Raw genomic sequence first — 23,988 nt, 5'->3', positions numbered from 1 at the left:
GCCATCACAATTTAAAGGCCAAAAAATATGTCCAGTATTCTGACAAACAACAGCGCAATGGTTGCGCTTCAAACTCTTAAATCCATCAACTCCAATCTTGCTGATACACAGTCTGTCATCTCGACAGGCAAGTCGGTCTCATCTGCAAAAGACAACTCTGCCGTTTGGGCGATTTCAAAGGTTATGGAAGCCGATGTCAAAGGCTTTAATGCTATTTCCGACAGCCTGAACCTGGGAAGCTCGACAGTCGCCGTTGCACGCAATGCCTCCGAAACAGTGACTGACCTTCTAACTGATATCAAAGGCAAGATTGTTGCTTCGCAAGAAGCGAACGTCGATCGCAGCAAAATCCAGACAGATATCAAAGCACTGACCGATCAAATCAAATCAGTTGTCGGCGCAGCGCAGTTCAACGGTCAAAACCTCGTTAATGGTTCAAATATTGCCGCCAACGGCAATAGCAACGGCAATGCAGGTATCGATATTCTGTCATCGCTAGATCGCAACAGCTCTGGTGGTGTAATTTCAAGTTCTATTGGGGTGGATGCCCAAAACCTGTCAACTGGCGCTGGCATCAACATCACTGCTGGTGTGGGCACGGGTGCTGCTGACGTTGCAGTCTTAGCGGAGAGCGGTGGCGCCGATACGGTGACTATCACAGGCTTTGCATTCCTACAGGACGATGGCAACGCGGTTGGGGCATCTGCCTTGAAAGCTAGCACGGCTGGGGTCCTTAACACGAACACAGCCGGTCTTGTTGTCGGAGATGCGGTCGATCTTCAGATTGGCGACATCAAGGGTTCTTACCGGGTGCGTGAGGGGGACAATGCATCGTCTATCACCACCGGTCTAAAGGACGTGATGCAAAACGCAGGTCTTTCGACAGATGACTTCGCATTTGATCTAAGCACGGCTGGAACGCTTACCATCGAAAACTTGACAAGTAACGCTGGTATTGAAGTAGCATACGGCGTGTCTCGCGGCGCGGGAACATTGTCCGGGCTTGAAGATATTGATGTGACCACCGATCCTGCGTTGGCACTTTCCGCCATCGAAGGCATGATCAACGGTGCGATTGATGCTGCTGCCTCTTTTGGTTCGGCCCAAGGCCGCATTGAATCGCAGAACGACTTTATCAGCAAGCTCACTGACAGTCTGACGGCAGGCATCGGTTCGATGGTTGATGCGGATATGGAAGAAACGTCGGCGCGCTTGCAGGCTTTGCAAGTTCAGCAGCAATTGGGTGTCCAGTCCCTGTCGATTGCGAACCAAGCACCGCAATCTATCCTTTCACTGTTCCGTTAACAGACCTAGAGGGTGCCGCAAAATGCGGCGCCTTCACTCTCTCATCCTCGCGGTAAAACCGTGTCTCGTTCTACATTGTCCCGGAAGGACCTCCAGTGAACGTCATCGAACAAGCCCGGCAAGCATATGCCCCAAAATATTTCCCACTGCGCACTCCGCGTTCCATAGAAGCGGAATTGATCAGTCAAATCACTGCAAAACTCAAAAAAACCTCAGCCGATCACAAAAAGAACTTTCCTGAATTCGTGGCGGCTTTGTCCGACAATCGCAAACTTTGGACTACCATGGCGGCAGACGTTGCTGACAACCTCAATAGCCTCCCCTCCCCTCTAAGAGCTCAAATTTTTTATCTCGCCGGATTTACAGAACATCACAGCGCTAAAATCCTTAAAGGAGAGGCTGACAGCGAAGTCTTAATCGAAATCAACACTGCAATTTTACGCGGATTGAACAAAGTAGGAACTTCGTGATGTCAGGACTGGTTTTAAAACTCAACCCAAAAGAGCGTGTGCTCGTAAATGGTGCAGTAATTGAAAACGGCGACCGCCGAAGTAGGCTGTCCATTCTCACGCCGAATGCAAACATTCTAAGGTTGCGCGATGCAATTCGACCCGATGAAGTCAACACACCGGTGCGGCGCGTTTGCTATATCGCGCAGCTTGTTCTATCCGGTGACGTTGCGGAAGAGGATGCGAAACTACAAATCATCCGGGGTATCGAGCAATTGAGCCAAGCCCTCCGCGATGATGACAGTCGTCAGCTTTTAGATGCAGCCACAAGCTCGGCCCAAGTGCATGACTTCTATCGCGTTCTAAAAAACTTGCGCAATCTCCTCCCACGTGAAGCTCGACTTATGACTGGGGGCTGTTGACGTTCATTTTACTTTTATGATCGTTTCGGCGGTAGAGATTGACCTGCGCCCCTAAAATGCCTCCAAATTTGTGTAGAAGTCCGGCCAACAATAGGACGGACAAATGAAGGCACGATTTACGGATAAAAAGATGAAAGAGATGATCAAGGGACAGGGATCTGGTGAGAAGACCGCTGATGTAAGTCGGCGGCACTGGATCAGTTCTGCGACATTCTACAAATACAAATAGAAGTATGGCGCGATTCAATCCGTTATGCGGAACAGGTTGCCAAGCGTAATGACGGTTGAGCCTGAGGCCAATTGGCCAATGCGCGCGGTGTCCTGGGTTGTTGGGCGGTTGCCTATCAAAAAGGTATCTTTGCGTTTATAAGATTGGGACGGTTCATGTGAAGTTAAGCATACCCATTTATTGGAGGACGCTCTGACGAGGTTTTTGAGATTCTTTGCACCTAGTGATCTGTCTCAGGCGGTCGCTTAGCCGTGTAAAAAAGTGGACGTCAATTATCTATAATAATTAAGCGGTTGCATCCCATCTCCAATAGGATACCCACAGGCCTGAAAGCGACATTATCTGTCGCAAATCGGCATTCTCCGTTTCTTGAAAAAGAGTGAGCGGTTTGACTGCTTGAATGGCGATTGCGGCGTTAATGGGCTTTGAGTGAGGCCGCCAGAAGTCTGGCTTTGACCCGCCTCGATACGAAAATAAAAGGAGATACGCCCTATGAAGAGCCTAATATTTGGCGCTGTATTTGCAGCAGTCGCGGCCCCCACAGCGGTCCTCGCCCAAGAGCAATGCGGCGAAGTTACAATCACTCAGATGAACTGGGATTCTTCCGCCATTGTGACGTCGGTTTCCAAGTTTCTGATGGAACAAGGCTATGGTTGCGATGTGACGGCTGTGCCGTCTGACACCACACCGGCGATGACGTCCCTGTCCGAGAACAACGAGCCGGACATCGTGACCGAGCTCTGGATCAACTCTGCCGGTGATGCGTACCAGAAGCTGAAAGCGGACGGTAAGACCGAAGAACTTGGCAGCGTGCTTGATCCGGGTGGTGTCGAGGGCTGGTGGTTGCCGACCTATCTGGTCGAAGCGCATCCAGAGCTGGCAACAATCGAAGGCGTGATGGCTAACCCCGAGCTCGTTGGCGGCATGTTCAACAACTGCCCTGATGGCTGGGGCTGCCGCATTGTGAATGACAATCTGATCCGCGCGTTCAATCTTGAAGACAGCGGCATCGAAGTCTTTAATCACGGGTCGGGCGAAACACTCGCGACGTCAATGGCAGCGGCTTACCAAAGCGAAGAGCCTTGGTTTGGCTACTACTGGGGCCCGACGACGCCACTTGGCATGTTCGATATGACAAGTATTGATCTGGGCGAATATGACGCCGAGACATTTGCATCCTTGCAGAACGCTGATGCGCCTAACCCCGAGCCATCGTCCTTTCCGGCAGCTCCAGTGCTGACGATTGTCACTAAGGACTTTATGGAATCGCATCCTGATATTGCGGAGCTAATGGGGAACGTGACCTTCAAGACGGACACTATGAGCAAACTTTTGGCCTGGAAGCAAGAGAACAACGCCTCGAACGAAGAAGCGGCTGTTTATTTCCTGAAAAACAACCCTGATGAGTGGAGTGGCTGGATCAACGAGGCCGCAGCAGAAAAGCTGGCACCCCTGTTGAAATAAAAGCTGAGGGGCGCGCACTTTTGGTGCCGCCCTTTGCCAATTTTATGGTGACCGCACATAGGTGCTGACATCACTGGACTACCAGCTGACGGGGCCGGGATCACATGATCCGGCCCTTTCAGGGATGAAACATATCAATAGGAAAAGGGCCGCAATTTAAGCCCGGGTGAGGGATGAATGGCGACGTACGATTTCGTATTCGACGGGCTTGGCCTGCGCAACTGGTGCGGCAGCAGCGGAGATGACAGCGGTGGCATGATGTCTATGGCCCAACTGCTTGCCCAAACATCGGATGGCGAGGTTGAAGCATCGCCGTGGGAAACGCCGTTTCCGTCCATGGATGCGCTTCATGAAGCCTGCACCGCCTTTCCGCAATCGCGCGAGCTGACCAGTGGACTTGAGAATGGATTTCTGGCCATCAAAGACAGTCTGAAGGTTGTCGTAGACCCTCTGACACAGCCGCTGAGCTGGGCGCTGAACGAAGCGCTTTGGGTGATGCAGGCAGTGCCATGGTTCATCATGATCCCTCTCTTGATGCTGGTCGCCTGGGTGGTGAGCCGACAAATGAAACTGGTCGGGCTGGTCGTGATCTGCTTCGGCTTTCTGGGCTTTGTCGACTATTATACCTACACGATGCAGACACTCGCGATCATCTTTGTCTGCGCGGCAACCTGTGTGTTGCTTGGCGTGCCCATTGGCATTGCTATGTCGCGCAGCGATAGAGTGCAGCGCATAATGATCCCTATTCTTGACATGCTCCAGACCCTGCCACCTTTCGTTTATCTGATCCCGTTGATCTTCCTGTTTTCTGTAACCGAACCAAAGCTATACGGGATCGCCATTATCCTTTACGCGATTGTGCCAGTGGTCCGCCTAACCGATCTGGGCATTCGTCTGGTTGACCCCGATGTCATCGAGGCGGCAGACGCCTTTGGTATGACTAACACACAAAAGCTATTTAACGTGCAAATCCCGCTGGCGCTGCCCAATATTATGGCGGGCGTGAACCAAACAATCATGATGAGCCTTGCGATGGTTGTGATCGCATCGCTGGTGTCTGCCCCCGGTCTGGGTGTGCTCGTACTGCGCGGCATCCGGTCGCTAGAGCTCGGCGTTGGCCTTCTTTCAGGGCTGGGTATCGTCCTTCTCGCGATCATTCTCGATCGCGTGACCAAGGCGGCACTTGCCCGCATCAATGTCAGCCAGTCGCGATAGAGGATACCGGATATGACCGATACAGAAATCAAAATCTCGATCCGCAGCCTATACAAGATTTTTGGCGACGATCCTTTGCCCGCCTTGGAATATGTCAAAGACGGGTTGAGCAAGTCGGACTTGCTGGAGTTGCACAATCACGTGCTTGGCCTGAACGACATCAATGTTGATGTGCCTGCGGGACAAACCACAGTGATCATGGGGCTGTCGGGGTCGGGTAAATCGACGCTGATCCGGCACCTGAACCGCCTGATCGAACCGACGGCGGGTGAGGTGTGGGTCAACGACGACAACATCCTCGAATACAACGAAGCCCAGCTGCGAGAGCTGCGCAAGCACACCATGTCGATGGTGTTTCAAAAGTTCGCCCTTTTGCCGCACCGGACCGTTTTGCAGAATGCGGGGCTTGCCCCATCAGTCGAGGGGCAAAGCGAGCGGCAATACGCGGACGAGGCCCGCAAATGGCTGGACCGCGTCGGTCTGCAAGGGCAGGGGGAGCAGTACCCGCATCAGATGTCAGGGGGAATGCAGCAGCGCGTTGGAATCGCGCGTGCGTTGACCAGCAACTCCGATATCATGCTCATGGACGAGGCATTCTCGGCCCTTGATCCGCTGATCCGGACAGACATGCAGGGCCTGCTGATTGAGTTGCAGGCAGAATTGAAAAAAACCATCGTGTTCATTACGCATGACTTGGACGAAGCGCTAAAATTAGCTGACCATCTGGTGATCCTCAAGGACGGCTCTGTCGTGCAACAAGGTGAACCGCAGCATATCCTGCTTAACCCGGCCGCCCCCTATATCGAAAAATTCGTCAGCGACATCAATCGCGCGCGAGTTCTGCGAGTCCGGTCTGTCATGACCAAGAAGCCGGATGCGGTGGGCGAACTGGCGGGCATAATTAATCACGATGATACACTGGAATCTGTGATTGCACTGTCTGAAGGCGACACATCTCGTAGCTACCGGGTTATGAAGGATGGTAAATGTGTTGGGGTCTTGGATATGCGAAATCTGGTCCGTGCTCTGGTTCCGTCACAACAAGCCGACGACACGTAACGAACCTACCGGAAGGCGATTGCGTCAGTGCCGAAGTGGTCTTGTCGCGTTTACGTTCCGGTCTCTCAGTTCATTTAGGCAGCCTTTCGTTCGAAGGCCAAGGGGCTTTTACCTCCTAACGACGAGTGCCGGCGTCGTGGATTGTAGAACCCATTGATATACTGAAATATCGCCCCTTCGGCTTGACGTCTGGTTTCCCAACGGTTGCGCCAGATCAGCTCAGCCTTGAGGGATTTGAAGAACGTTTCAACCATGGAATTGTCGTAACAATTGCCTTTTCCGCTCATCGATACTTCGAAGCCACGTTTGTTCAGGCGCTTCTGATAGTCGCCTGAACAATATTGCGACCCGCGATCCGTATGATGAATGCAGCCCTTAGGCGGCTGTCGCAGCGCGACAGCCATATCCAATGCCCGGATTGCCAGGTCCCTCTTCATACGATTGCTGACCGCCCAACCGATGACGCGTCGGGAGTATAGGTCGAGAATGACCGCCAGATACAGCCAGCCTTCACTGGTCCAGATATATGAAATGTCGCCTGCCCATTTCTGGTTTGGGGCATCAGCAGAAAAATCCTGATCCAACAGATTGGGGGCGATGTTAAAGGTGTGATTGCTGTCGGTTGTAGCCTTGAATTTACGAGTTCTGACAATCTTTATGCTGTTGTCTCGCATCAAGCGCCCCACACGCCGGTGGCCTACCGCCAGCCCCAGTTCCTGTAACTCTTCAGTCATCCGGGGGCGGCCGTAGCTTTGCAGGCTGAGACGGTGTTGGGCACGAATATGAGCTAAGATCACCATATCATCACGCTGTCGCTGACACATTGGGCGGACCCGCCACGCACGATACCCACGTGATGTGACCTGCAAACCCAGCACAGAAACTCAACCGGCCATTCTTCTCTCCAGGCGTCAATGAAGGCAAACCTCACCGACTTTGGCCTGCAAAGAAGATTGCCGCTTTTTTTAACACTTCCCTCTCCTCTCGCAGCACGCGGACTTCCTTGCGAAGGCGTTCGTTCTCCCGCTCCACATCTTCATGAGGACCCGACATCAAATCATCATGCTGGTGTTTCTGAACCCATTTGTTCAGGGTCGAAAGCCCAACACCCAAATCAGATGAAACCTGAGGGCGTGTTAAGCCGCTGGTCGTGGCGATGCGTACCGCATCACGTCGAAACTCGTCTGTGTATCTCGTTGCCATTTCTTGTCTCCTTCATAGCAAACATTGCTCGAAAGAGACCGGAACTAAACCGGGACAAGACCAGTCCGGTTTTCGTGCGAATTTGGCAGCGTATTAATGAAGTGTTCGACGAAGCAAACGGTGACGCCGAATTGTTTCAGCGATATCTCGCGGAAACATTTGGCATTTCGGAGAGCGATGTAGATCCTGCCATGCCTACGATGATCGCTATTCTTACCGGATACCCATATGGGAAATTGGGACGATACACACGCTTGGCTCCCGAATCCGTGATAGACAAGGAGGCTGAGGACGCGTTTGACTTAGACGATGTGACCGAAGAACCCCTTCTTGTACGTATCAAATTGAAAGGTTTCCGAAGAAAGCATTGATTTCGTTGCATTACTGATGCGAAATTGAAAAAATCCACGGAACACAGGGTACCCCTCGCTTTGTTGATGGGGTTCATTTGTACAATTCATGAGGCCTTTTTCGGTTCACTAACAATGATCGCGCGGCAGGACGAAAGTTATGATCGCAAAACGGTTATAAGCGCCTCGCTCGAAATCGTCTCAAAGTTGCGATTGGATCACGGTAGGATTCAGTCGACATTTTGCACGTGCTGATGTGTACACGTTTCCGGTAAAGGCGCATATATGGCCAATTAACCTTTCTTAAATCGAGCGAGTTCAGTCTATACAAGTGACCCCTCTCCCAATCTCCAACCCTGCACCTGCTTCTCGAGAGACGGTTTACTCGTATCTTTCGCGCCTTGCAGCGACGTGGCAAACTGAAGTCAGCGAACTTGCCTATGATATGGGAGCCCCGTTCAAAAGATTTCTTGATCAGGATCCGGAAGCCTTTGACACCCTCGCTGATTGGGCAGGTCTTAATCAGCAGCAGTTGGATGAAATGTTATCTTGGACCGGGGTCCGAGCTGGAAATGTAAGGATGCAATTCCGCGGAGAACTATTTGTGTCGCGGACACTTCGCAATCCAGTCGTGCGGGGATGTCCTGCATGCCTACGTGAGGATGCAACGCAGCAAGGCGGCCAAGGGGTCGCAAACATGGTTATGCGTGGAGACTGGCAGTTGCGAGACGTCATTACCTGCATCCAGCATCGTCAGCCTCTGGTTCCTCTATGGAAATCTGACAAGCCTCGGGATCGGCATGACATCCAAGCACGCCTGCGCGAGGTTGAGGACGACATCATGTCAGGGAGACTTGACCGGCCGGAAACACCCCTTTCTGACTACGACCTATGGCTGGATGGTCGGCTTCAGAAGGATCGTGACGCCACCTGGTTCATGGAACAGCCACTATTTGCTTCGACAACTGTTTGTCGATTACTTGGGGAGGCCTTCTTGCGGAAGGGTCAAATCGAAGATGCGCCTATCGGCGGTACGGCGCATGCGGCCGGTTTCGATATTGCGCAGCACGGCGAAAAATCCATCCTACAAGCACTCGACCAGATTGTCGCCTCGTACACGGGACACCTTGATGAACCTAATAAGGCCTTCGGTGCGATGTTTAGGGATTTTAACCGCAACAATGCTGTAGAGGATGAGTTTGTCCCGTTCTTAAACATCTTGCGTGAGTGCATTCTCGATCACTGGCCCATCGCGCCGGGCGAAACGCTACTGGGAGAAGTCTTAACAGAGCGCCGCCTGCATTCCCTCGTCACAGCGGCGAACGAGATAGGCATCGGCGTACAGGTTATCGAGCACTTTTTAATTGAAGTTGGCGCTCTACCCGAACAAGATGATCGCCCCTCGAGCCGTCGCGTGTTTGACGCGCAGAAGTATGCCGAGTTGTTGGCAGAAATCCCCACGCTTGTAGGGCCAAAGGCCATGCGTGAAGCCATGGGGGCGACATTACGTGAACTTGTGGCGCTTGAGGATGAGAACTTCTGATCCCACGCACACGCATCGCCAAGGTTAAGAAACCCTGGCGTCTTTCAGACGGAACGGCTTTCGTCGCAAAACTCCGAATTGGCGCGGTCCCTGTCGTTGAGCGCGACAAGAATTGGGAAACCCTGCTCCTTGCCCGCAGCCGGTCAGGAGTGGGACTCTCGGTTTTGATCCAAGCTGTCCGAGAGAAACAGATATCTGTTGGGCAACGATTGGAGGTCTCAGGTTTTCACGGGATCGTCGTCCACAATAGCCAAGTCGACCTACTCGTCTCGTCGCGCTCAAAGCCCAATAACCCCAACGAGATGCTGCCATTTGGAGAGATAAGTGCTGCCGAGTTTGGTTGCGCCGTCGGTCTGCGAGATCATGGTAGCTTCATTGCATTGGTCAAGGCTGGCCAGACTCCTGCGCTGCAACGTACGCACCCTCGCACAAAACGCGTTCAATATCGCCTCCGCGCCGAAGACATCTCATCCTTTCACCGCCGTTTTGTGACGTTGACTACGTTGATCGAGGAAACTGGGTACCACCGCAACACACTAAAGAGCCTTCTCGCGGCAGCCCATGTTAATCGCTTTTCTCCAGATGGTCAGGATTTTGGTCCTGTCTATCTAAGGAAAGAAGCCATCAAAGCGCTCAAGTAGCGGAGTGAACGTCGATCGGTACAGTAGCACGCTTGACCAGCTCTATTTTTCGATGAATCCACAGAGGATTTCAAGAGAAAGAGGGAAATCTATTTATTTCAGATGGTTAGCTATAATCACATAAATATCGATAGTATTTCTTGACAGGGGTGCGCACGCGAAACGGGCATATTGCGCACACTTATGCCCCATCCACAACACTAAATCGGAAAAATGGCGCCCACGGGAGGACTCGAACCCCCAACAGCCCGATTAGAAGTCGGATATTCTATCCAGTTGAATTACGTGGGCGCACTTGTTGATCTTCTATGCAAGTTCCTACTGGTGTCAACCAGAAGACCGGAGACTTGGTGACGACTTTGTATGCATACTACCTAAAAAGCCGAGCCATCTAATGGTTTTACACACACGGTAGTTGGTAGGGAGGTATTTACGCTCTATCCGGCTGAGCTACGGGATCATTGTTGTTTGAATTACAGCCACGGCTAACAACAGGATTTTAGGGTATAATCTCAACACCTTAATTTGAAATTTGCGCCATCTCTCCCTATTGTAGCATGAGACCAGGGGTCACAATATGTGCCGGGCATGTCTATTGGGTCGAAGGTTAATTTCTACACGTCCACCACCAACGCGGGTGTTACGATTAACTTACGGTTAAATTTAGCCACTTCAGGGTGCATTTCGTCGCGACGTGATTCCGTAGGAAATCAGGCGGTCAAGCTTTGAAAATCGTTCCGCAATAGGCGCGTTATCGTCGCCACGCACTCTCACTCTGCAATCATGATGTGGAGCGAAACGAACGCATCGGAACCCATCAGATCTGTGTGTCACAGCCAACATGCGACGAAACAAGATCGTGAAATCTTCGCCTGCCGCAAACGGATCACACTGCGCGCGCTCAACAACGGTCGCGATCAGGCCCTCAAAAGCGCGGATCTCAACTGCTTCTTTATCGGCAAAATAAAAATAAACTGTCGAGCGGGCAATTTTTCACGCGCCGCAATGATCTCGGCAGGGCGCCCTTCCATATCAATCAGCCAAAAACCTACCACAGATATGCTTCCGCTTGAGGGAGACGGCAAAGGGGTGGTGAAGCCCAAGCCGCTCTTGCCCGCGCCACGTAAGCATTGCGCGATGTCGAGCGTAGCTTGGCCACGCTCACTCGCTACGGCCAGACATCTGACACCGCTCAGGCACATATCGCTGTGGCCGTGGGTAATGTGGCCGCCGCCATTGTTGACGTGAACTAGATGACCACAAAACTTGAGCTCGCCGCTGTGATTGCACCGATCGACGGTAGCATCTGAAAACCAACAATCGCTTCTCGGAAGACAGGCGAACACTCGCATCCTCGACATGGGCGACACCAGTCAAATGGTCGTCGAGACCGAGGTTTACCAGACTGTGATCGGGCCCGTGATGATTGGCGATCCGGTCGGCATCACCGCCGACACATTGGACGTGACTCGGATGGGCATTTTTTACGCAATCGGGTTGGAAATCCATCACCTCTGACGACCCTGCGGCCAACACCGATGCGCGGGTCGTCGACGTCATCATCTGGCTTGGTGCAACCTCAACATATCGCGCTGCACGGTTCACCAATCTGGAAGCCGTAGTGCGGATTGAGGCAAGCATTACGCCATGAACAGGTCCTCACTGCGCTATTCGGCAGCTTACCCATTGGCGGGATGCAACTGAACCACCCCAAAATACATTTTGGGGCAGGTCTCGTGGCGGTCTCCTTCGCCACGTTTATGGTATTTATGCAATTCGCGATCTTTGGCGCTTTGAACACATCCACTGTCGCCCCTACAACTTTTTCAACGCCGACATCGTAGTTTCTGCGGACCTGTTCAATATGTTGACTGATGTCAGCAACCTGGCGCGCACCCGGATGTTCCAGGCCCTCAGCTTCGCAGGGGTGGCGCGCGCGCCGTGGTCTTAATGCTGAAATCGATGGGTCAAGCGACCGGATTCACCACCGCGATGGTCACCGGCGACAACCGAATATTGGAACTCGACGACGGGATCATCACGCTAGTAGGGGCGCAGGACCGTAAAAGACGTGCTCCACCTAAGAGGATTGCGCTACGGCAATCGCCGCCATCTGCATGATCGCCTCGCGTGAATTCGCCACCGCAATGAACCGCGCGTTATGGCAGAATTTTGCGCCCGCTACACCGCTGGCCTCTTCCAGAGCGGCATCGGTCAGTCCGGCCCACGCCTCGGGTAAATCCGCACGCTGGTCAAAGGTATCGTGCGACAGCTTGATACCGTTCAATGTCCAATCACCGCCACGCGGGTTGACCACAAACAAGATGTGATCCGCTTCGGCCTTATCAAGTGCAGAACGATACGGCATACCCATCGGCAACTCCAAAATAGCACCGGTACCCGCCGCCACAATCGCTGCCTCAACAATGCCTTGCGCACGATATTTGGCCGCTAGATTCTGCACTAACGCTTCGACAAAACGTGCCGCAATCGGCAAGGCCGCGAAAAACGCATCGTCATCGGCCGTAGGAGACGGATCATCAAACACCGGTTTGAGACTACCCAACAACTGCGGCAACGTCATGATCGATAACGGCCCCGCGACCGAGGGTTCCATCGCGCCATTGTCCAGCAGGTCAATTGGCAGCACAAATTTGGTGTCAAACGTGGTGTGGATCGGCTCTATATCATCCGCAGGCACATCCATCGCCGCTAGATAATCGCGGCCATACTGTGCCCAGATCAGTCCAAACGAACTATACGGCTGGTCGTCAACGCGCAGCGGACTGGGACGTTGGTGGTGGTCAAAAATCTGAAGGTCAGCGTTAAAGTCACCACCAACATCATAAATAATTTTATGCGGCGCGGGGGTCAGCACCTCGCGGTCACGACTGCGCACCAAGATCGTCTGCGGGAATAAACGGGTCAAAATAACCGACGACAACAATTCATCCGCATGAAAGCCGCCGGAATGGGTGACAAGGTGAGTGATCGGCATAGGTGGCTCCAACGGGTCAGAAATAAGAAAAGGCGACCAGCGCGGCCGCCCTTCAAAATGGTCTTAATCAGTACAGCGAGTGTTGTGAACGCCCATCGAGTTAGCGTCAAGTCCCATATTTTACGTTATTTATCAGTTTGTTAAGGTGGTGTGGAGTTCTTAGTCATTTAAGTCTCGGCCAATTTATAACAAAGATACAGCCAAACGGTGCCCTAAACAAGAAAATGGCCCGAGAACGTGGGCCTAAATGTGGACATGATTAGGGCTATTGGTGGGATCAACCATGAAAGGCTACCCGCCTTATGGAATAATTCTGCTTGTAACTTGGAGGCGCCCAAGTGTTCTGGACCATCACGTAGCGGAATTACAGGGCCATAGTCCTTGACCTGCGCCCCTAAAACTCCTCCAAATTTGTGTAGAGTCCGCCCAACAAAAGGACGGACAAATGAAAGCATTATTTACAGACGAACAGATCATCACGATGATTAAGGAGCAGAAATTTGGTGAGAAGACCGTTGACGTGTGTCGACGGCACGAGATCAGTTCGGCGATGTTCTACAAAAACAAATCGAAGTATGGAGGCATGGAGCCGTCTGCTGCGAGGAGATTGCGCGCGTTGGAGGACGAGAACGGCAAACTGAAGAAGCTGTTGGCAGAACAGATGTTGGACAACGCTATGTTGCGAGACATCAATTCAAGAAATGGTGACGCCCGTGGCAAAGCGGAATGCTGTCGTCCACCTGTGCAGGATGCACGGTGTGAGCCAGCGGCGGGCCTGTGATATGCTGCAGATGGATCGGTCAACGGTGCGGTATCTGTCGCGCCGTGGCGATGATTTGGAATTACCAGGCGCAATCAAACTCGTTTCGAGGGAGCGGCATCGGTTTGGTTGCCGCCGCGTCCATGTGATGATTGCGCGGGATGGTTTCGAGGTGAACCACAAGAAAGTGAAGCGCATCTACTGTGAAGAGGAGCTTCAGGTGCGGCGCAGACGTGGTCGAAAGCCCACTCTGTCCTGCGGTTTCAACGGGTCGTTGCAACACAGGCTTCAAATTTCTCTGCTGGTGTCTGGTATTGCAAGGTTTTTCTTGGCCGCTCGTTTAGCTGACGTGCGACTGCGCTAAGTTTGGCTTGACTGAACCCTGATATATCAGTGCCTTTTGGAAAGTACTGTCTGAGAAGGCGGTTGGTGTTTTCATTGCTCCCACGTTGCCACGGAGATTGTGGGTCACAGAAGTAGACATCGATATTTGTGGCTATGGTGAACTTTTGATGCCCCGACATTTCAGACCCGCGACCCCACGTCAGGGATTTGTAGAGCTCCTTGGGAAGCTTTCGTGCCTGTTTGATCAGGGCTGTGGTCACACTCTGGGTGTCTTTGTTCGCAACTTTCGCCAGCATCACAAAACGGGAATGACGCTCAACCAGCGTGGCGATGTAACTGTTGTTCGAGCCCGCAATCAAATCGCCCTCCCAATGGCCCGGAATGGCACGATCTTCGACCTCAGCTGGACGTTCGCTGATCGAAACAGCATTCTTGATTTTACGTAATTCAAGGCCCTTTTGGGTGGCATGCCTGGAGCGTCGTATCGCACGTCGACTGCGCAGACATTCCTGCAATTCCTTCTTCAAAACCCCTCGGGTTTGGACATAGAGGCTGCGATATATCGTTTCGTGTGACACGCGATTTTGCTCTTCATCAGGGTATCTTCGTTTGAGCCAGCCTGCAATTTGCTGCGGCGACCATTTCCGTCGCAGCTTGCGCGCTATCAACTGGCACAATGGATCATTGAATGAGAGCTGACACAACTTGGGCCGTGTTGCGCAGTCCCAAGCGCGCTGGTCTGAGTGGGTCGCGCGATAGGCTTGGCGTCCGCCATTTCTGCGAACCTCTCGGCTGATTGTCGAAGGCGACCGGTTCAGGTGTTGCGCGATTGAACGAAATGACTGTTCGGCGACAAGCCCTCGGGAAACGTCTTCCCGTTCAATAAGGCTCAAAGCACATCTTGACCGTGTACGATCAGCAGGTCGGATCCCACCAGTTCGCGCCAAATGAGGGAAGATCGAAGAAGACGCACGATTGAAGTGACGGCCAATCGACCCCATTGAATCGCCGCGTTGCCACCGATCCCACATCTCGGATTTCTGCTGGTCCGTATAAAACGTACGTGTGCGATACTTCATTATAAACACTCCATCTTTCCATAAAGATTAAAGTGTTGCGTCGACCCTTTGAAACCGCAGCACAAAGACGCCAATGGTGCTGCCCCCCCTGCAATGGATAGCCTAAATCAACGCTGGAGCTTGGATTTTGTTTCCGATGCGCTGACAGACGGCCGCAGGTTTCGCATTTTGGCAGTCGTTGATGACTTCAGTCGTGATACCTTAGTTCTGATGGCTGATATAGCGAAGTCCGGACACCGCCTTGCACGTGAGCTGGACAAGGTGATCGCAGAACGTGGCATGCTGGACCTGTCACGGCTTGATGCCGCTCCTTTGATAGCATTTACTGCAACAAAGGAGATGAACTATGGGGCTGAAACGAACAGACGAATTTAGGTAAGATGTGGTGCGTGTCGCACTGACCAGCGGACTTACACGTAAGCAGGTGGCTGACGATCTTGACGTCGGTTATCGACGCTGAAAAAAATGGATTACAGCGCACCGAGACACGGATGTGGTGTCGAAGGAAGATTTGGGGCTGGCTCAGAAGCATGACCGGCTTAGACGTGAAAACCATATCCACAAGGAGGAGCGGGAAATCCTAAAAAAGGCCACGGCGCACTTACCGGCAGGGGAATGCGGAGCAATCCCCTGAGAGGGATTTTCGCGCGCCAAAAGCCGTGAGGTTTGGATTCATCCGCTGCCCGGCAGTCGAAACGCAGTTTCGATGAGAGGAGAAGAACACCAATTTGCATTTTCCACTGGACGGATGTGCCATGTCATGAATGTCAGCGCGCGCGACTTACGGGCGTTCCGTAGCCGCCCAGCCAGTCGCAGACAGCGATCTGATTTGGTTACGCCGGCGCACATCAAAAACAGTCCCGCCTCAGCCTTGGCAGCTATAGGAGGCCGCGCATGACTGAAGAGCCGAAGGAGATCGCCTGAATATTGGCCATCGTCGCGTGGGGCGTTTGATGCGTCAGAACAGTATATCTGCGGTTAGAACGCGCAAACATAAAGCCACGACCGACAGCAATCACAAGTTCAACATTGCGCCGAACTTGCTGGACCGTGAGTTCTCAGCGGACCAACTAAACCACAAATGGACCGGTGACATTACCTAAATTTGGACGCGTGAGGGATGGCTGTACCTCGCTGTGATACTGGACCCGCATTTAAGGCGCGTGATCGACTGTGCCATCAGTAAACGCATGAAACGCGATCCGCTGCCCGGCAGGCGAATTGGCAAAGCCAAATCGGCCGAGAGGGGGCGATCTGGGCATTGAACATGGCCATAGCCTTCCGGGCGCCGCCAAAGGACTGCATCCATCACACGGATCGCGGGTCGCAATATTGTTTACACGATTATCAGAAAGTCCTGTGCCAGTACGGCTTCAAAGTGTCCATGAGCGGCAAAGGGTAATTGCTATGACTGTGAGTATGGTATTGCGGCTTGATGGCCTGACCCATGCTACGATTGACTGCGTGTCATTGCGTTGACGTGTCGACCGTCAAGTCGCCCCGGCAACGGGCGAGATGTGACTTTATAGGAGCCTGACGGTCAGCGTACCATCACAGTCCTGTCCCCTCGGATCGGTGCCTGGGCATTCTTAGCAATGAGGGCATCATGAAGACTACACATCCAATCATTATTGGCATCGACACACACAAAGCAACACATGTTGCCGTCGCAATCGATACGCAAGGCACCCGTTTGGCCGCATTATCTATACCCACCAATCCCAAAGGGTATTTGGAGCTGGAACGCTGGTCACAGTCTTTTGGGGACGTTCTAGTATTCGGAATCGAAGGGACTGGTTCGTATGGTGCGGGCCTATCCCGGTCTTTGTTGGCTCAAGGCCACAATGTCATTGAGGTCACACGACCAAACCGACAGCTGCGATACACGCAAGGTAAAACAGACAGTTTGGACGCAGAGGGCGCTGCACGATCCGTTCTTTCTGGGCAGGCAACAGCGCGACCCAAGACACAAACAGGGTCATCCGAAATGATCAGACATTTGAAGATTGCACGCGATACTGGCGTTAAATCACGCTCACAGGCGATGGTAACGCTGAAGACGTTGATCATTAATGCACCTGCTGATCTTCGGGAGGCACTGGATCCAATTCGAGGGAAAGTCGCGTTGATCCGGCATATTGCGGCCTTTCGGCCTGGCGATATCGACACGCCATTGGCCTCAGCAAAAGCCGCCATGCGGGCATTGGCGCGCCGGTGGCTGTGGCTGCATGAAGAAATTATTGCCCACGACAAGGAACTGGAACGCCTTGTCACCGAACGCGCACCAGACCTGATGGTATCTCATGGGATAGCAACACTGACAATCGCAGAGATGCTAATCCTCGTTGGCGACGACCCAACGCGCATCCGTTCGGAAGCAGCATTGGCAAAGCTCTGCGGTGTTTGCCCAATCCCAGCTTCCAGCGGCAAAACACACCGCTTCCGGTTAAACAGAGGCGGCAATCGACAGGCCAACGCAGCACTCTATCGTGTTGCTATCGTTAGAATGCGAAGCCACCAACCGAAACTTGCATATGTCAAGAAACGCACGAAAGACGGGAAGAGCAAAAGCGAGATAATTCGATGCCTGAAACGCTACATCGTCCGCGAAATCTACAGCCAGCTCTGTGTATCGAAAACAGATCAAATCGCAACTTGACGAATATAGGAGCTTCAATGCGGTTGTCGAAACGTTCTTCAAAGCCATCAAAGTGAACTGATCTGGCACTGATTTTGGAAAACCCGCAGGCAGGCCGAGATTGTGAGCTTTGAATACATCAACGGGTTCTACAATCCGCGAGGCCGTCACTAACATTGAGCCGGAAAAACCCTGTCGCTGTCGAAGGGATGGTAACTTAACCGAGCACTTGGAGCTGCACGAAAGCGCGACAGGTCCAGCTTGCAAACTAGATTGGAAATATTTTTACTCCGATGGCGGGGTCTTGCGTCGCGCCAGTATGAAAATAAAGGGGGCGATTCCGATGACTAAAGTGATCCGAATAATGTGTATGCTGGACACATAAGCCACATCTTGATTTATCGCCAACGTCAGCAAGGCCATTTCGGTTAAGCCGCCGGGGGCATAGGCCAAAAACGCTTGGCTAAGTGACATATGCGCAGACCAGGCGATCACTGCGGCGAACCCTACGGAGATGACCAGCATCATACTTGTAGCCAGTACGGCCAGCCCTGCGTCGCGGCGAATTTCGGCAAGTGTGGCGCCTGCAAAACGCGTGCCGATACTTGTGCCGATAACCATTTGCGCAACCACTATAAACACCGTTGGCGGCGCGATTGCGACCCAGCCGGCCATATGGAACGCACCGCTCACAAGCATCGGGCCGAAGACAGGTGCTGCGGGTATACGAAGTGTTTTTGCAAGTGGCACACCGATTATCGCGGCGAGGAGCAAAAGTGTATAGTCACTGATACTTGGGGCGCTTAATGGAATCCAGTTACTCCCGCCCAATCCTGATCTCACGCCAAGAAACACGCCAAAGAACAGTGCAACAAACAATATTACAAGAAGTACGCGTGCGGCATGGGCAAGTGCAATTTTACGTTCGTCACCGCCCGCCTCCGCGCCCACAATCAGCATTTCGTTCAGGCCACCGGGTGCCGCAGAATAAAACGCCGTGACCGGATCATAATTCCCGATGCGACGGTACACAAAAAACGATGACCCTGCTGCTATTAACAAATAGGGTGGCAGCAAAATAAGCGTATACATCCAACCGCTTAATTGGTTAAATATCTCGATCGTAATTGCAGACCCCAACATGACACCAATCGCCGGCATCACAAGCGGGCGCAATTTGTCGGGGCCAATAACAGGCACGCCCGCCATCGCCAGCGCGGTATTCCCGATCATCGGCCCTAACATCCACGGTAGGGGCAATCCGGCCAGATAGCCACCGACACCACACACCAATCCGACCACCAACGCAGTCAGTTGCGCTTGCAGGCGAGGCGTCCAGATCACTTAGGTCAGTCCACCAATGTGATGCGTGCCGCGCTTCTTGGCCAAGGCGATTTGCTTTTGACGTTCGCGGAAACGGCCACGATCCTCCTCGGACGTCTCGTCGGCGCAGTGATGACAGGCGACGCCGTCTTCAAACTCGGGGCGATTGCGGTCTTCGGGCAGGATCGGTTTGCGGCAGGCATAGCAGAGCTGGTGTGGCCCCTCTGTTAACCCATGGCCCACACTGACTCGCGCATCAAATACAAAGCATTCTCCGTCCCAAGAACTGTCTTCTTGTGGCACCTCTTCAAGGTATTTCAAGATACCACCCTTCAGGTGGTAAACATCGCTAACACCTTGCCCCAACAGGTAGTTGGTCGATTTCTCACAGCGAATGCCGCCCGTGCAGAACATCGCAATTCTCTTGTTATGGAAACGGTCCTTGTTCGCCTCCCACCACGCAGGAAACTCGCCAAAGGATTTGGTTTCAGGGTCTACAGCGCCCTCAAACGTACCAATCGCCACCTCGTAGGCGTTACGCGTATCAATCACGGCAACATCCGGAGACGCAATAAGCGCGTTCCAATCAACAGGATCTACATAGTTGCCAACGCTAGCTGTTGGATCAACATCAGGCTGCCCCATCGTTACGATCTCACGTTTCAAGCGCACTTTCATGCGGTGGAATGGTGGCACGTTTGCAGTGCTTTCCTTCCAGATGAAATTAGCACAGCCCGGCAAGGCGCGGATATACGCAAGCACTGCGTCGATGCCCGCACGGTCACCGGCAATAGTGCCATTGATTCCCTCAGGCGCCAACAACAGCGTCCCGCTGATTCCGTACGCCTTACAAACCGCCAACAGAGGATCGCGAATTTTGCTGGGATCATCAAAGCGCGTGAAGTGATAAAGTGCTGCAACTGTAAACATAGCTGTCAGATACGCCTGTTTGTAGATGCGTTCAAGCCTAGCTAAGCCCCTTTGCCGCAGCAATCGCAAGCCCGTTAGCCACCGCTGTAAATGCATCGGATCGCTCAAGCTGTGCATGGGGAAACAGGTCCACCATTGTTTCTTCGACAACCGACATCAGGCTCGATCCGCCAACAAACACGATCTGGCCGATATCATCATGCGTCATTTGCGCCTGCGTTAACGTCTCTTGGGCGGCCGCGTGAATCGTACGCGCATGGTCGTCGAGAACGCGGCGTAAATCTTGTGCTGACATGCGCACCCGAAGTTGCTTTTCAATCACCTGTAAGTCAATCGCAGCGTCTTGTGCATCCGGCGTGTTTACACGGATTTTACCTGCCTCAACGGCAAAAGCGATATCATGCCCCAACTCTAACTCCAGCGTATCTGACAACCGCTTGAATAGCGCGGGCTGAACGCCCAGCTTGTGAAACCGCTCTGCCAATCGGCGCATCTCGCCCGTATAAAGAAATGGAATTTTCTCCCACGAAGCCAGATCATTGTAGATGCCATTGGGCGCAGTGTGCCGCCCGTCACCCATTTCGTTTTTGATCTCTGCGCCATGCCCTAACAACGGCATCACCTGCGCAATGCTGATTGCCTTGTCAAAATCGGTGCCACCCACGCGCACCCCGTGACTGGCAATAATCCGCGTGTCGTTGCCGTTGCGTTCAAAAATTGAAAAATCGGACGTGCCGCCACCAATGTCAATTATCAGCCCTAGTTTCCCCGCGGGCAACGGACCTGCTGCAAGTGCCGCCGCTTCCGGTTCATACATAAACGAGACATCATCGTATCCCGCCAGCAAATAAGCATCGCGCAAGTCAATCTCGGCCTGCACATTACGCGCATCATCCGCCGAATGAAATTTGACAGGACGGCCCGAAAGCGCTGTATTGAATGTTACACCCGTCGATGCCTCCGCCCGTTCGCGGATAGTGCGCAAAAACTGCGCAACCACCTCTAATAACGTTGTTTTCTCATAGGCAATCTGACGCTTTTCGCGCATCAAGGGGGTGCCAAGAACCGACTTGAGCGCCCGCATGAACCGCCCCTCGCGCCCTTCAATCAACGCAGCATTTGCAACCGATCCATAGGTTGTGATTTTGCGATCATAATCAAAAAACACCGACGTCGGCAGCGATGTGCGTCCCGGCTCGACCTCGATCAAATGCGCACGCTCACCAACCAGCACGGCGGCGGCGGTGTTGGACGTTCCGAAATCAATGCCAAGGGTCTGTGTCATGATCTGCCTCATTAGGTGAAGCGGGGGCAATAGGCCAATCAGCGGGCAGTGCCAAGCCCTCTATCTTGCCAGTTCGTGGTCGGTGTCATACCCATAGACAAAGAAATTCAGGAGACCGCCAATGCATGCGCTTTTAATCATCGACGTTCAGAACGATTTTTGCCCGAACGGGGCGCTTGCGGTGACAGGCGGGGGTGACATAGTGGCGGGCATTAACGCCTCTATGGAAAATTTTGACGCCGCGATCCTGACGCAAGACTGGCATCCCGCAGGCCATTCATCTTTCGCCAGCAGCCATGATGCCGCCCCAATGAGCGTGATCCAAATGCCTTACGGGTCTCAAGTGCTCTGGCCCGATCACTGCATCCAAGGGTCAAACGGCGCGGCGTTTCACCGCGACCTCAACACCAGTCGCGCCGATACGATCGTGCGCAAAGGCTATAACCCAGCCGTCGACAGCTATTCTGCGTTTTTCGAGAACGACCGAAAGACACCTACAGGGCTCGAGGGATATTTGCGGACACGCGGGATCACGACATTGACTTTAGTCGGTCTCGCCACAGATTTCTGTGTGAATTATTCTGCAGTCGATGCGGCAAAACTTGGGTTTGATGTAAAGGTTGATTTAGAGCTGTGCCGTGCAATCGATTTTGATGGATCTCTTCATTCTGCCCTTGCGGGAATGACCGCCGCAGGTGTCACATTATTGAACGCAGGGGACCGTTAAATGCTTGTTGTAATCTCACCGGCAAAATCACTGGACATGCAGCCCACGGATACCGCTGCGACCCAACCGCAATTTCAGGCAGATGCCGTGCGTCTGGCAAAAACCGCCAAAAACCTGACACTCGGTGATCTGAAAAAACTGATGAGCATTTCTGACGATCTTGCGCGCCTGAACCGCGACCGTTTTGCAGTTTTTGCTGCGGATTCTGACGCTGGTACAACCAAACCTGCTGCCCTTGCGTTCAACGGTGATACCTATCAGGGGCTAGAGGCGAAAACGCTGTCAGACGACGATCTGGAATGGGCTCAAACCCACCTTGGTATTCTGTCGGGCCTATACGGAATTTTGCGCCCGTTGGACGCAATCCAACCCTACCGGCTTGAGATGGGAAGCCGTCTGAAAACACGCCGTGGCGTATCGCTTTATGACTATTGGGGCGATACAATTGCTAAAACGCTGAACGCACAAGCCAAAGAGGTTGGAACCGAAGTTCTGGTTAATTGCGCGAGCCAAGAGTACTTTGGCGCAGCAGATCGCAAAGCTCTGAAATTGCGCGTGATCACACCGCAATTCATGGAAGTGAAAGACGACAAGCCCCGCATCGTGTCGTTCTTTGCGAAGCGCGCGCGCGGTGCAATGACGCGGTTTATTATCGAGAATAGATTGACCGACCCAGAGTCTATCAAGGACTTTTCCGCCGGTGGGTATGCATTTGACCCCGACCTTTCAGACGGGGACAAATGGGTGTTTTTACGCGACTATCCGTCCTAAATCCGCTCGATTGCCAAAGCAATACCCTGACCGCCGCCGATACACATCGTAATTAACGCGCGCTTGCCGCCTGTGCGTTCTAACTCGTACATCGCCTTGACCGTAATGATTGATCCGGTGGCGCCGACGGGATGCCCCAGCGCAATCGCACCACCATTCGGGTTCACGATGGCCGGATCAAAACCTAACTCTTTGCTGACCGCCAGCGCTTGGGATGCAAAGGCTTCGTTGCTCTCGATGACATCAAAGTCAGATGCTTTCAGTCCCGTTTTAACCAGCAAATTGCGCACGGCTGGCACGGGCCCAATCCCCATCACTTCGGGGCGTACGCCGGCGTGGGCATAACCCAGAACACGGAATTTTGGCGTCAGCCCCGCAGCCTCTGCTGCATCAGCGCGGGCCAGCACAATCGCCGCTGCGCCATCGTTCAAACCTGAGGCATTACCCGCTGTCACGGTGCCGTTCTTTTCTAATACAGGGCGCAGATCACCCAACGCCTCAATTGTCGTGGCCTTTGGATGCTCGTCGCGGACAAAATCAACCATATCGCGCTTCACACGGACCTGCACAGGCACAATCTGGCTGTCGAAGCGCCCCGCCGCAATCGCTGCTGAGGCACGCTCCTGACTTTGTACCGCAAATGCATCCTGCTCGGCGCGACTGATCCCGTTTTCACGCGCCACATTCTCGGCTGTTACGCCCATGTGCCCAGTCCCAAACGGACAGTTTAGCGCGCCTAACATCATGTCACGTGTTGTCGCATCGCCCATCTTTGCGCCCCAGCGCTGCTCGGAAATAATAAATGGACTGCGACTCATATTCTCGGCACCACCCGCCAAAGCGAACTGCGCATCACCCAGCATTAACGCCTGCGCCATCGACACAATTGATTGCACGCCCGACCCGCAAAGGCGGTTCACGTTCATCGCAGGAGTACTGTCCGGCACGCCCGCTTGCATCGCAGAAACGCGGCTCAAATACATATCGCGCGGCTCTGTATTGATGACGTGACCCATCGCGACATGACCAATTTGCGCAGGCTCAATACCGGCACGACGCATAGCTTCCGTCGCTACAATCGCGCCCAGCTCAATCGGCGGCGTCCCAGCCAGCGCCCCGCCAAAAGCACCAATCGCAGTGCGCGCGCTACCCAAAATAACAATATCCGTCATCGCTTTCTCCCTGTTTTGTAAAGCCTATCAAACTCAAATGCGGCGAACAGCAAAACCTTGGGTCATTTCGCTAGGAAGTT

The 23,988-nt window shown here is 53.1% G+C and carries 21 protein-coding genes, 1 tRNA gene and 4 pseudogenes; 18 read left to right on the top strand and 8 right to left on the bottom strand.

Annotation, left to right across the window (positions count from 1 at the left end; genetic code table 11):
* Nucleotides 1-27: 27 nt before the first annotated feature.
* The 7 genes from ACXLHR_RS13415 (at nucleotide 28) to ACXLHR_RS13385 (ending at nucleotide 6,143) form a co-directional block, all read left to right on the top strand.
* The gene (locus ACXLHR_RS13415; RefSeq protein WP_458791918.1) at nucleotides 28-1,305 is read left to right on the top strand and encodes a flagellin N-terminal helical domain-containing protein; all 1,278 of its coding nucleotides are present in this window, start codon (nucleotides 28-30) and stop codon (nucleotides 1,303-1,305) included.
* Nucleotides 1,306-1,400: 95 nt separating this feature from the next.
* Entirely contained in the window at nucleotides 1,401-1,775 is a 375-nt protein-coding gene (gene flaF, locus ACXLHR_RS13410; protein WP_458791917.1) for a flagellar biosynthesis regulator FlaF, read from the top strand.
* Nucleotides 1,775-2,176: a flagellar biosynthesis repressor FlbT gene (flbT, locus tag ACXLHR_RS13405; RefSeq protein WP_458791916.1), complete on the top strand. Its 402-nt coding sequence runs from the start codon at nucleotides 1,775-1,777 to the stop codon at nucleotides 2,174-2,176. Before flaF ends, flbT begins: the two co-directional genes overlap by 1 nt.
* Nucleotides 2,177-2,279: 103 nt before the next feature.
* Entirely contained in the window at nucleotides 2,280-2,405 is a 126-nt protein-coding gene (locus ACXLHR_RS13400) for a hypothetical protein (protein WP_458791915.1), read from the top strand.
* Nucleotides 2,406-2,897: 492 nt separating this feature from the next.
* The gene (locus tag ACXLHR_RS13395) at nucleotides 2,898-3,869 is read left to right on the top strand and encodes an ABC transporter substrate-binding protein (RefSeq protein ID WP_458791914.1); all 972 of its coding nucleotides are present in this window, start codon (nucleotides 2,898-2,900) and stop codon (nucleotides 3,867-3,869) included.
* Between the two features lie 177 nt (nucleotides 3,870-4,046).
* Complete coding sequence (locus ACXLHR_RS13390; protein WP_458791913.1) at nucleotides 4,047-5,084, top strand: ABC transporter permease; 1,038 nt, start codon at nucleotides 4,047-4,049, stop codon at nucleotides 5,082-5,084.
* A 12-nt stretch (nucleotides 5,085-5,096) separates the two neighbouring features.
* Entirely contained in the window at nucleotides 5,097-6,143 is a 1,047-nt protein-coding gene (locus ACXLHR_RS13385) for a quaternary amine ABC transporter ATP-binding protein (RefSeq protein ID WP_458791912.1), read from the top strand.
* 74 nt (nucleotides 6,144-6,217) lie between these two features.
* Here ACXLHR_RS13385 and ACXLHR_RS13380 read toward each other — a convergent pair.
* Nucleotides 6,218-7,346, bottom strand: a pseudogene (locus ACXLHR_RS13380) (IS3 family transposase).
* Nucleotides 7,347-8,027: 681 nt separating this feature from the next.
* Here ACXLHR_RS13380 and ACXLHR_RS13375 point away from each other — a divergent pair.
* Complete coding sequence (locus tag ACXLHR_RS13375) at nucleotides 8,028-9,239, top strand: TniQ family protein (protein WP_458791911.1); 1,212 nt, start codon at nucleotides 8,028-8,030, stop codon at nucleotides 9,237-9,239.
* A 164-nt stretch (nucleotides 9,240-9,403) separates the two neighbouring features.
* Nucleotides 9,404-9,880, top strand: coding sequence for a hypothetical protein (locus ACXLHR_RS13370; protein ID WP_458791910.1), 477 nt, complete (start codon nucleotides 9,404-9,406; stop codon nucleotides 9,878-9,880).
* Nucleotides 9,881-10,094: 214 nt separating this feature from the next.
* Here ACXLHR_RS13370 and ACXLHR_RS13365 read toward each other — a convergent pair.
* A tRNA-Arg gene (locus tag ACXLHR_RS13365) sits at nucleotides 10,095-10,171 on the bottom strand.
* 1,068 nt (nucleotides 10,172-11,239) lie between these two features.
* On the opposite strand from ACXLHR_RS13365, the gene ACXLHR_RS13360 reads away from it, so the two are divergent.
* Entirely contained in the window at nucleotides 11,240-11,398 is a 159-nt protein-coding gene (locus ACXLHR_RS13360; RefSeq protein WP_458791909.1) for a hypothetical protein, read from the top strand.
* A 562-nt stretch (nucleotides 11,399-11,960) separates the two neighbouring features.
* Here ACXLHR_RS13360 and ACXLHR_RS13355 read toward each other — a convergent pair.
* Nucleotides 11,961-12,878 (bottom strand): MYG1 family protein, encoded by a 918-nt coding sequence (locus tag ACXLHR_RS13355; protein ID WP_458791908.1) that lies wholly within the window; start codon nucleotides 12,876-12,878, stop codon nucleotides 11,961-11,963.
* Between the two features lie 445 nt (nucleotides 12,879-13,323).
* Between ACXLHR_RS13355 and ACXLHR_RS13350 the strand changes: the two genes are divergently transcribed.
* Both ACXLHR_RS13350 and ACXLHR_RS13345 read left to right on the top strand, forming a co-directional pair.
* Nucleotides 13,324-13,659: a transposase gene (locus tag ACXLHR_RS13350; protein WP_458791907.1), complete on the top strand. Its 336-nt coding sequence runs from the start codon at nucleotides 13,324-13,326 to the stop codon at nucleotides 13,657-13,659.
* Nucleotides 13,580-14,002 (top strand): IS3 family transposase, encoded by a 423-nt coding sequence (locus tag ACXLHR_RS13345; protein ID WP_458791906.1) that lies wholly within the window; start codon nucleotides 13,580-13,582, stop codon nucleotides 14,000-14,002. The genes ACXLHR_RS13350 and ACXLHR_RS13345 overlap by 80 nt, the downstream gene beginning before the upstream one ends.
* On the opposite strand, the gene ACXLHR_RS13340 is transcribed toward ACXLHR_RS13345, so the two are convergent.
* Nucleotides 13,902-15,062: an IS30 family transposase gene (locus ACXLHR_RS13340; RefSeq protein ID WP_458791905.1), complete on the bottom strand. Its 1,161-nt coding sequence runs from the start codon at nucleotides 15,060-15,062 to the stop codon at nucleotides 13,902-13,904. The genes ACXLHR_RS13345 and ACXLHR_RS13340 overlap by 101 nt on opposite strands.
* A gap of 87 nt (nucleotides 15,063-15,149) precedes the next feature.
* Here ACXLHR_RS13340 and ACXLHR_RS13335 point away from each other — a divergent pair.
* From ACXLHR_RS13335 to ACXLHR_RS13320, 4 genes and pseudogenes are all read left to right on the top strand, one after another.
* Nucleotides 15,150-15,341 (top strand): annotated as a pseudogene (locus tag ACXLHR_RS13335) (hypothetical protein); the annotation flags it as partial.
* Nucleotides 15,342-15,444: 103 nt separating this feature from the next.
* Nucleotides 15,445-16,474, top strand: a pseudogene (locus ACXLHR_RS13330) (IS3 family transposase); the annotation flags it as partial.
* Nucleotides 16,475-16,668: 194 nt separating this feature from the next.
* Nucleotides 16,669-17,721 carry an IS110 family RNA-guided transposase gene (locus ACXLHR_RS13325; protein WP_458790725.1) on the top strand — a complete coding sequence of 351 codons (1,053 nt, stop codon included), beginning with the start codon at nucleotides 16,669-16,671 and terminating at the stop codon, nucleotides 17,719-17,721.
* Nucleotides 17,722-17,737: 16 nt separating this feature from the next.
* Nucleotides 17,738-17,921: pseudogene (locus ACXLHR_RS13320) on the top strand (IS3 family transposase); the annotation flags it as partial.
* 64 nt (nucleotides 17,922-17,985) lie between these two features.
* On the opposite strand, the gene ACXLHR_RS13315 reads toward ACXLHR_RS13320, so the two are convergent.
* Genes ACXLHR_RS13315 through ACXLHR_RS13305 form a run of 3 tightly spaced genes read right to left on the bottom strand, consistent with a single transcriptional unit; the run spans nucleotide 17,986 to nucleotide 21,238 of the window.
* Complete coding sequence (locus tag ACXLHR_RS13315) at nucleotides 17,986-19,044, bottom strand: AbrB family transcriptional regulator (RefSeq protein WP_458791904.1); 1,059 nt, start codon at nucleotides 19,042-19,044, stop codon at nucleotides 17,986-17,988.
* The gene (gene trhO, locus ACXLHR_RS13310; RefSeq protein ID WP_458791903.1) at nucleotides 19,045-19,953 is read right to left on the bottom strand and encodes an oxygen-dependent tRNA uridine(34) hydroxylase TrhO; all 909 of its coding nucleotides are present in this window, start codon (nucleotides 19,951-19,953) and stop codon (nucleotides 19,045-19,047) included. It lies immediately after the preceding gene.
* Between the two features lie 37 nt (nucleotides 19,954-19,990).
* On the bottom strand, nucleotides 19,991-21,238 hold the full coding sequence (locus ACXLHR_RS13305; protein WP_458791902.1) for an Hsp70 family protein: 1,248 nt from the start codon (nucleotides 21,236-21,238) through the stop codon (nucleotides 19,991-19,993).
* A 121-nt stretch (nucleotides 21,239-21,359) separates the two neighbouring features.
* Between ACXLHR_RS13305 and pncA the strand changes: the two genes are divergently transcribed.
* Both pncA and yaaA read left to right on the top strand, forming a co-directional pair.
* Nucleotides 21,360-21,965, top strand: coding sequence for a bifunctional nicotinamidase/pyrazinamidase (gene pncA, locus ACXLHR_RS13300; RefSeq protein ID WP_458791901.1), 606 nt, complete (start codon nucleotides 21,360-21,362; stop codon nucleotides 21,963-21,965).
* Nucleotides 21,966-22,736, top strand: coding sequence for a peroxide stress protein YaaA (gene yaaA / locus ACXLHR_RS13295; RefSeq protein WP_458791900.1), 771 nt, complete (start codon nucleotides 21,966-21,968; stop codon nucleotides 22,734-22,736). It abuts the gene before it with no gap.
* On the opposite strand, the gene ACXLHR_RS13290 is transcribed toward yaaA, so the two are convergent.
* Nucleotides 22,733-23,908, bottom strand: coding sequence for an acetyl-CoA C-acyltransferase family protein (locus tag ACXLHR_RS13290; protein WP_458791899.1), 1,176 nt, complete (start codon nucleotides 23,906-23,908; stop codon nucleotides 22,733-22,735). The two genes, yaaA and ACXLHR_RS13290, sit on opposite strands and share 4 nt — an antisense overlap.
* Between the last annotated feature and the right edge of the window lie 80 nt (nucleotides 23,909-23,988).

This window comes from Yoonia sp. MH D7 (genome assembly GCF_054439475.1).
This window is presented reverse-complemented; position numbering and strand designations above follow the sequence as displayed.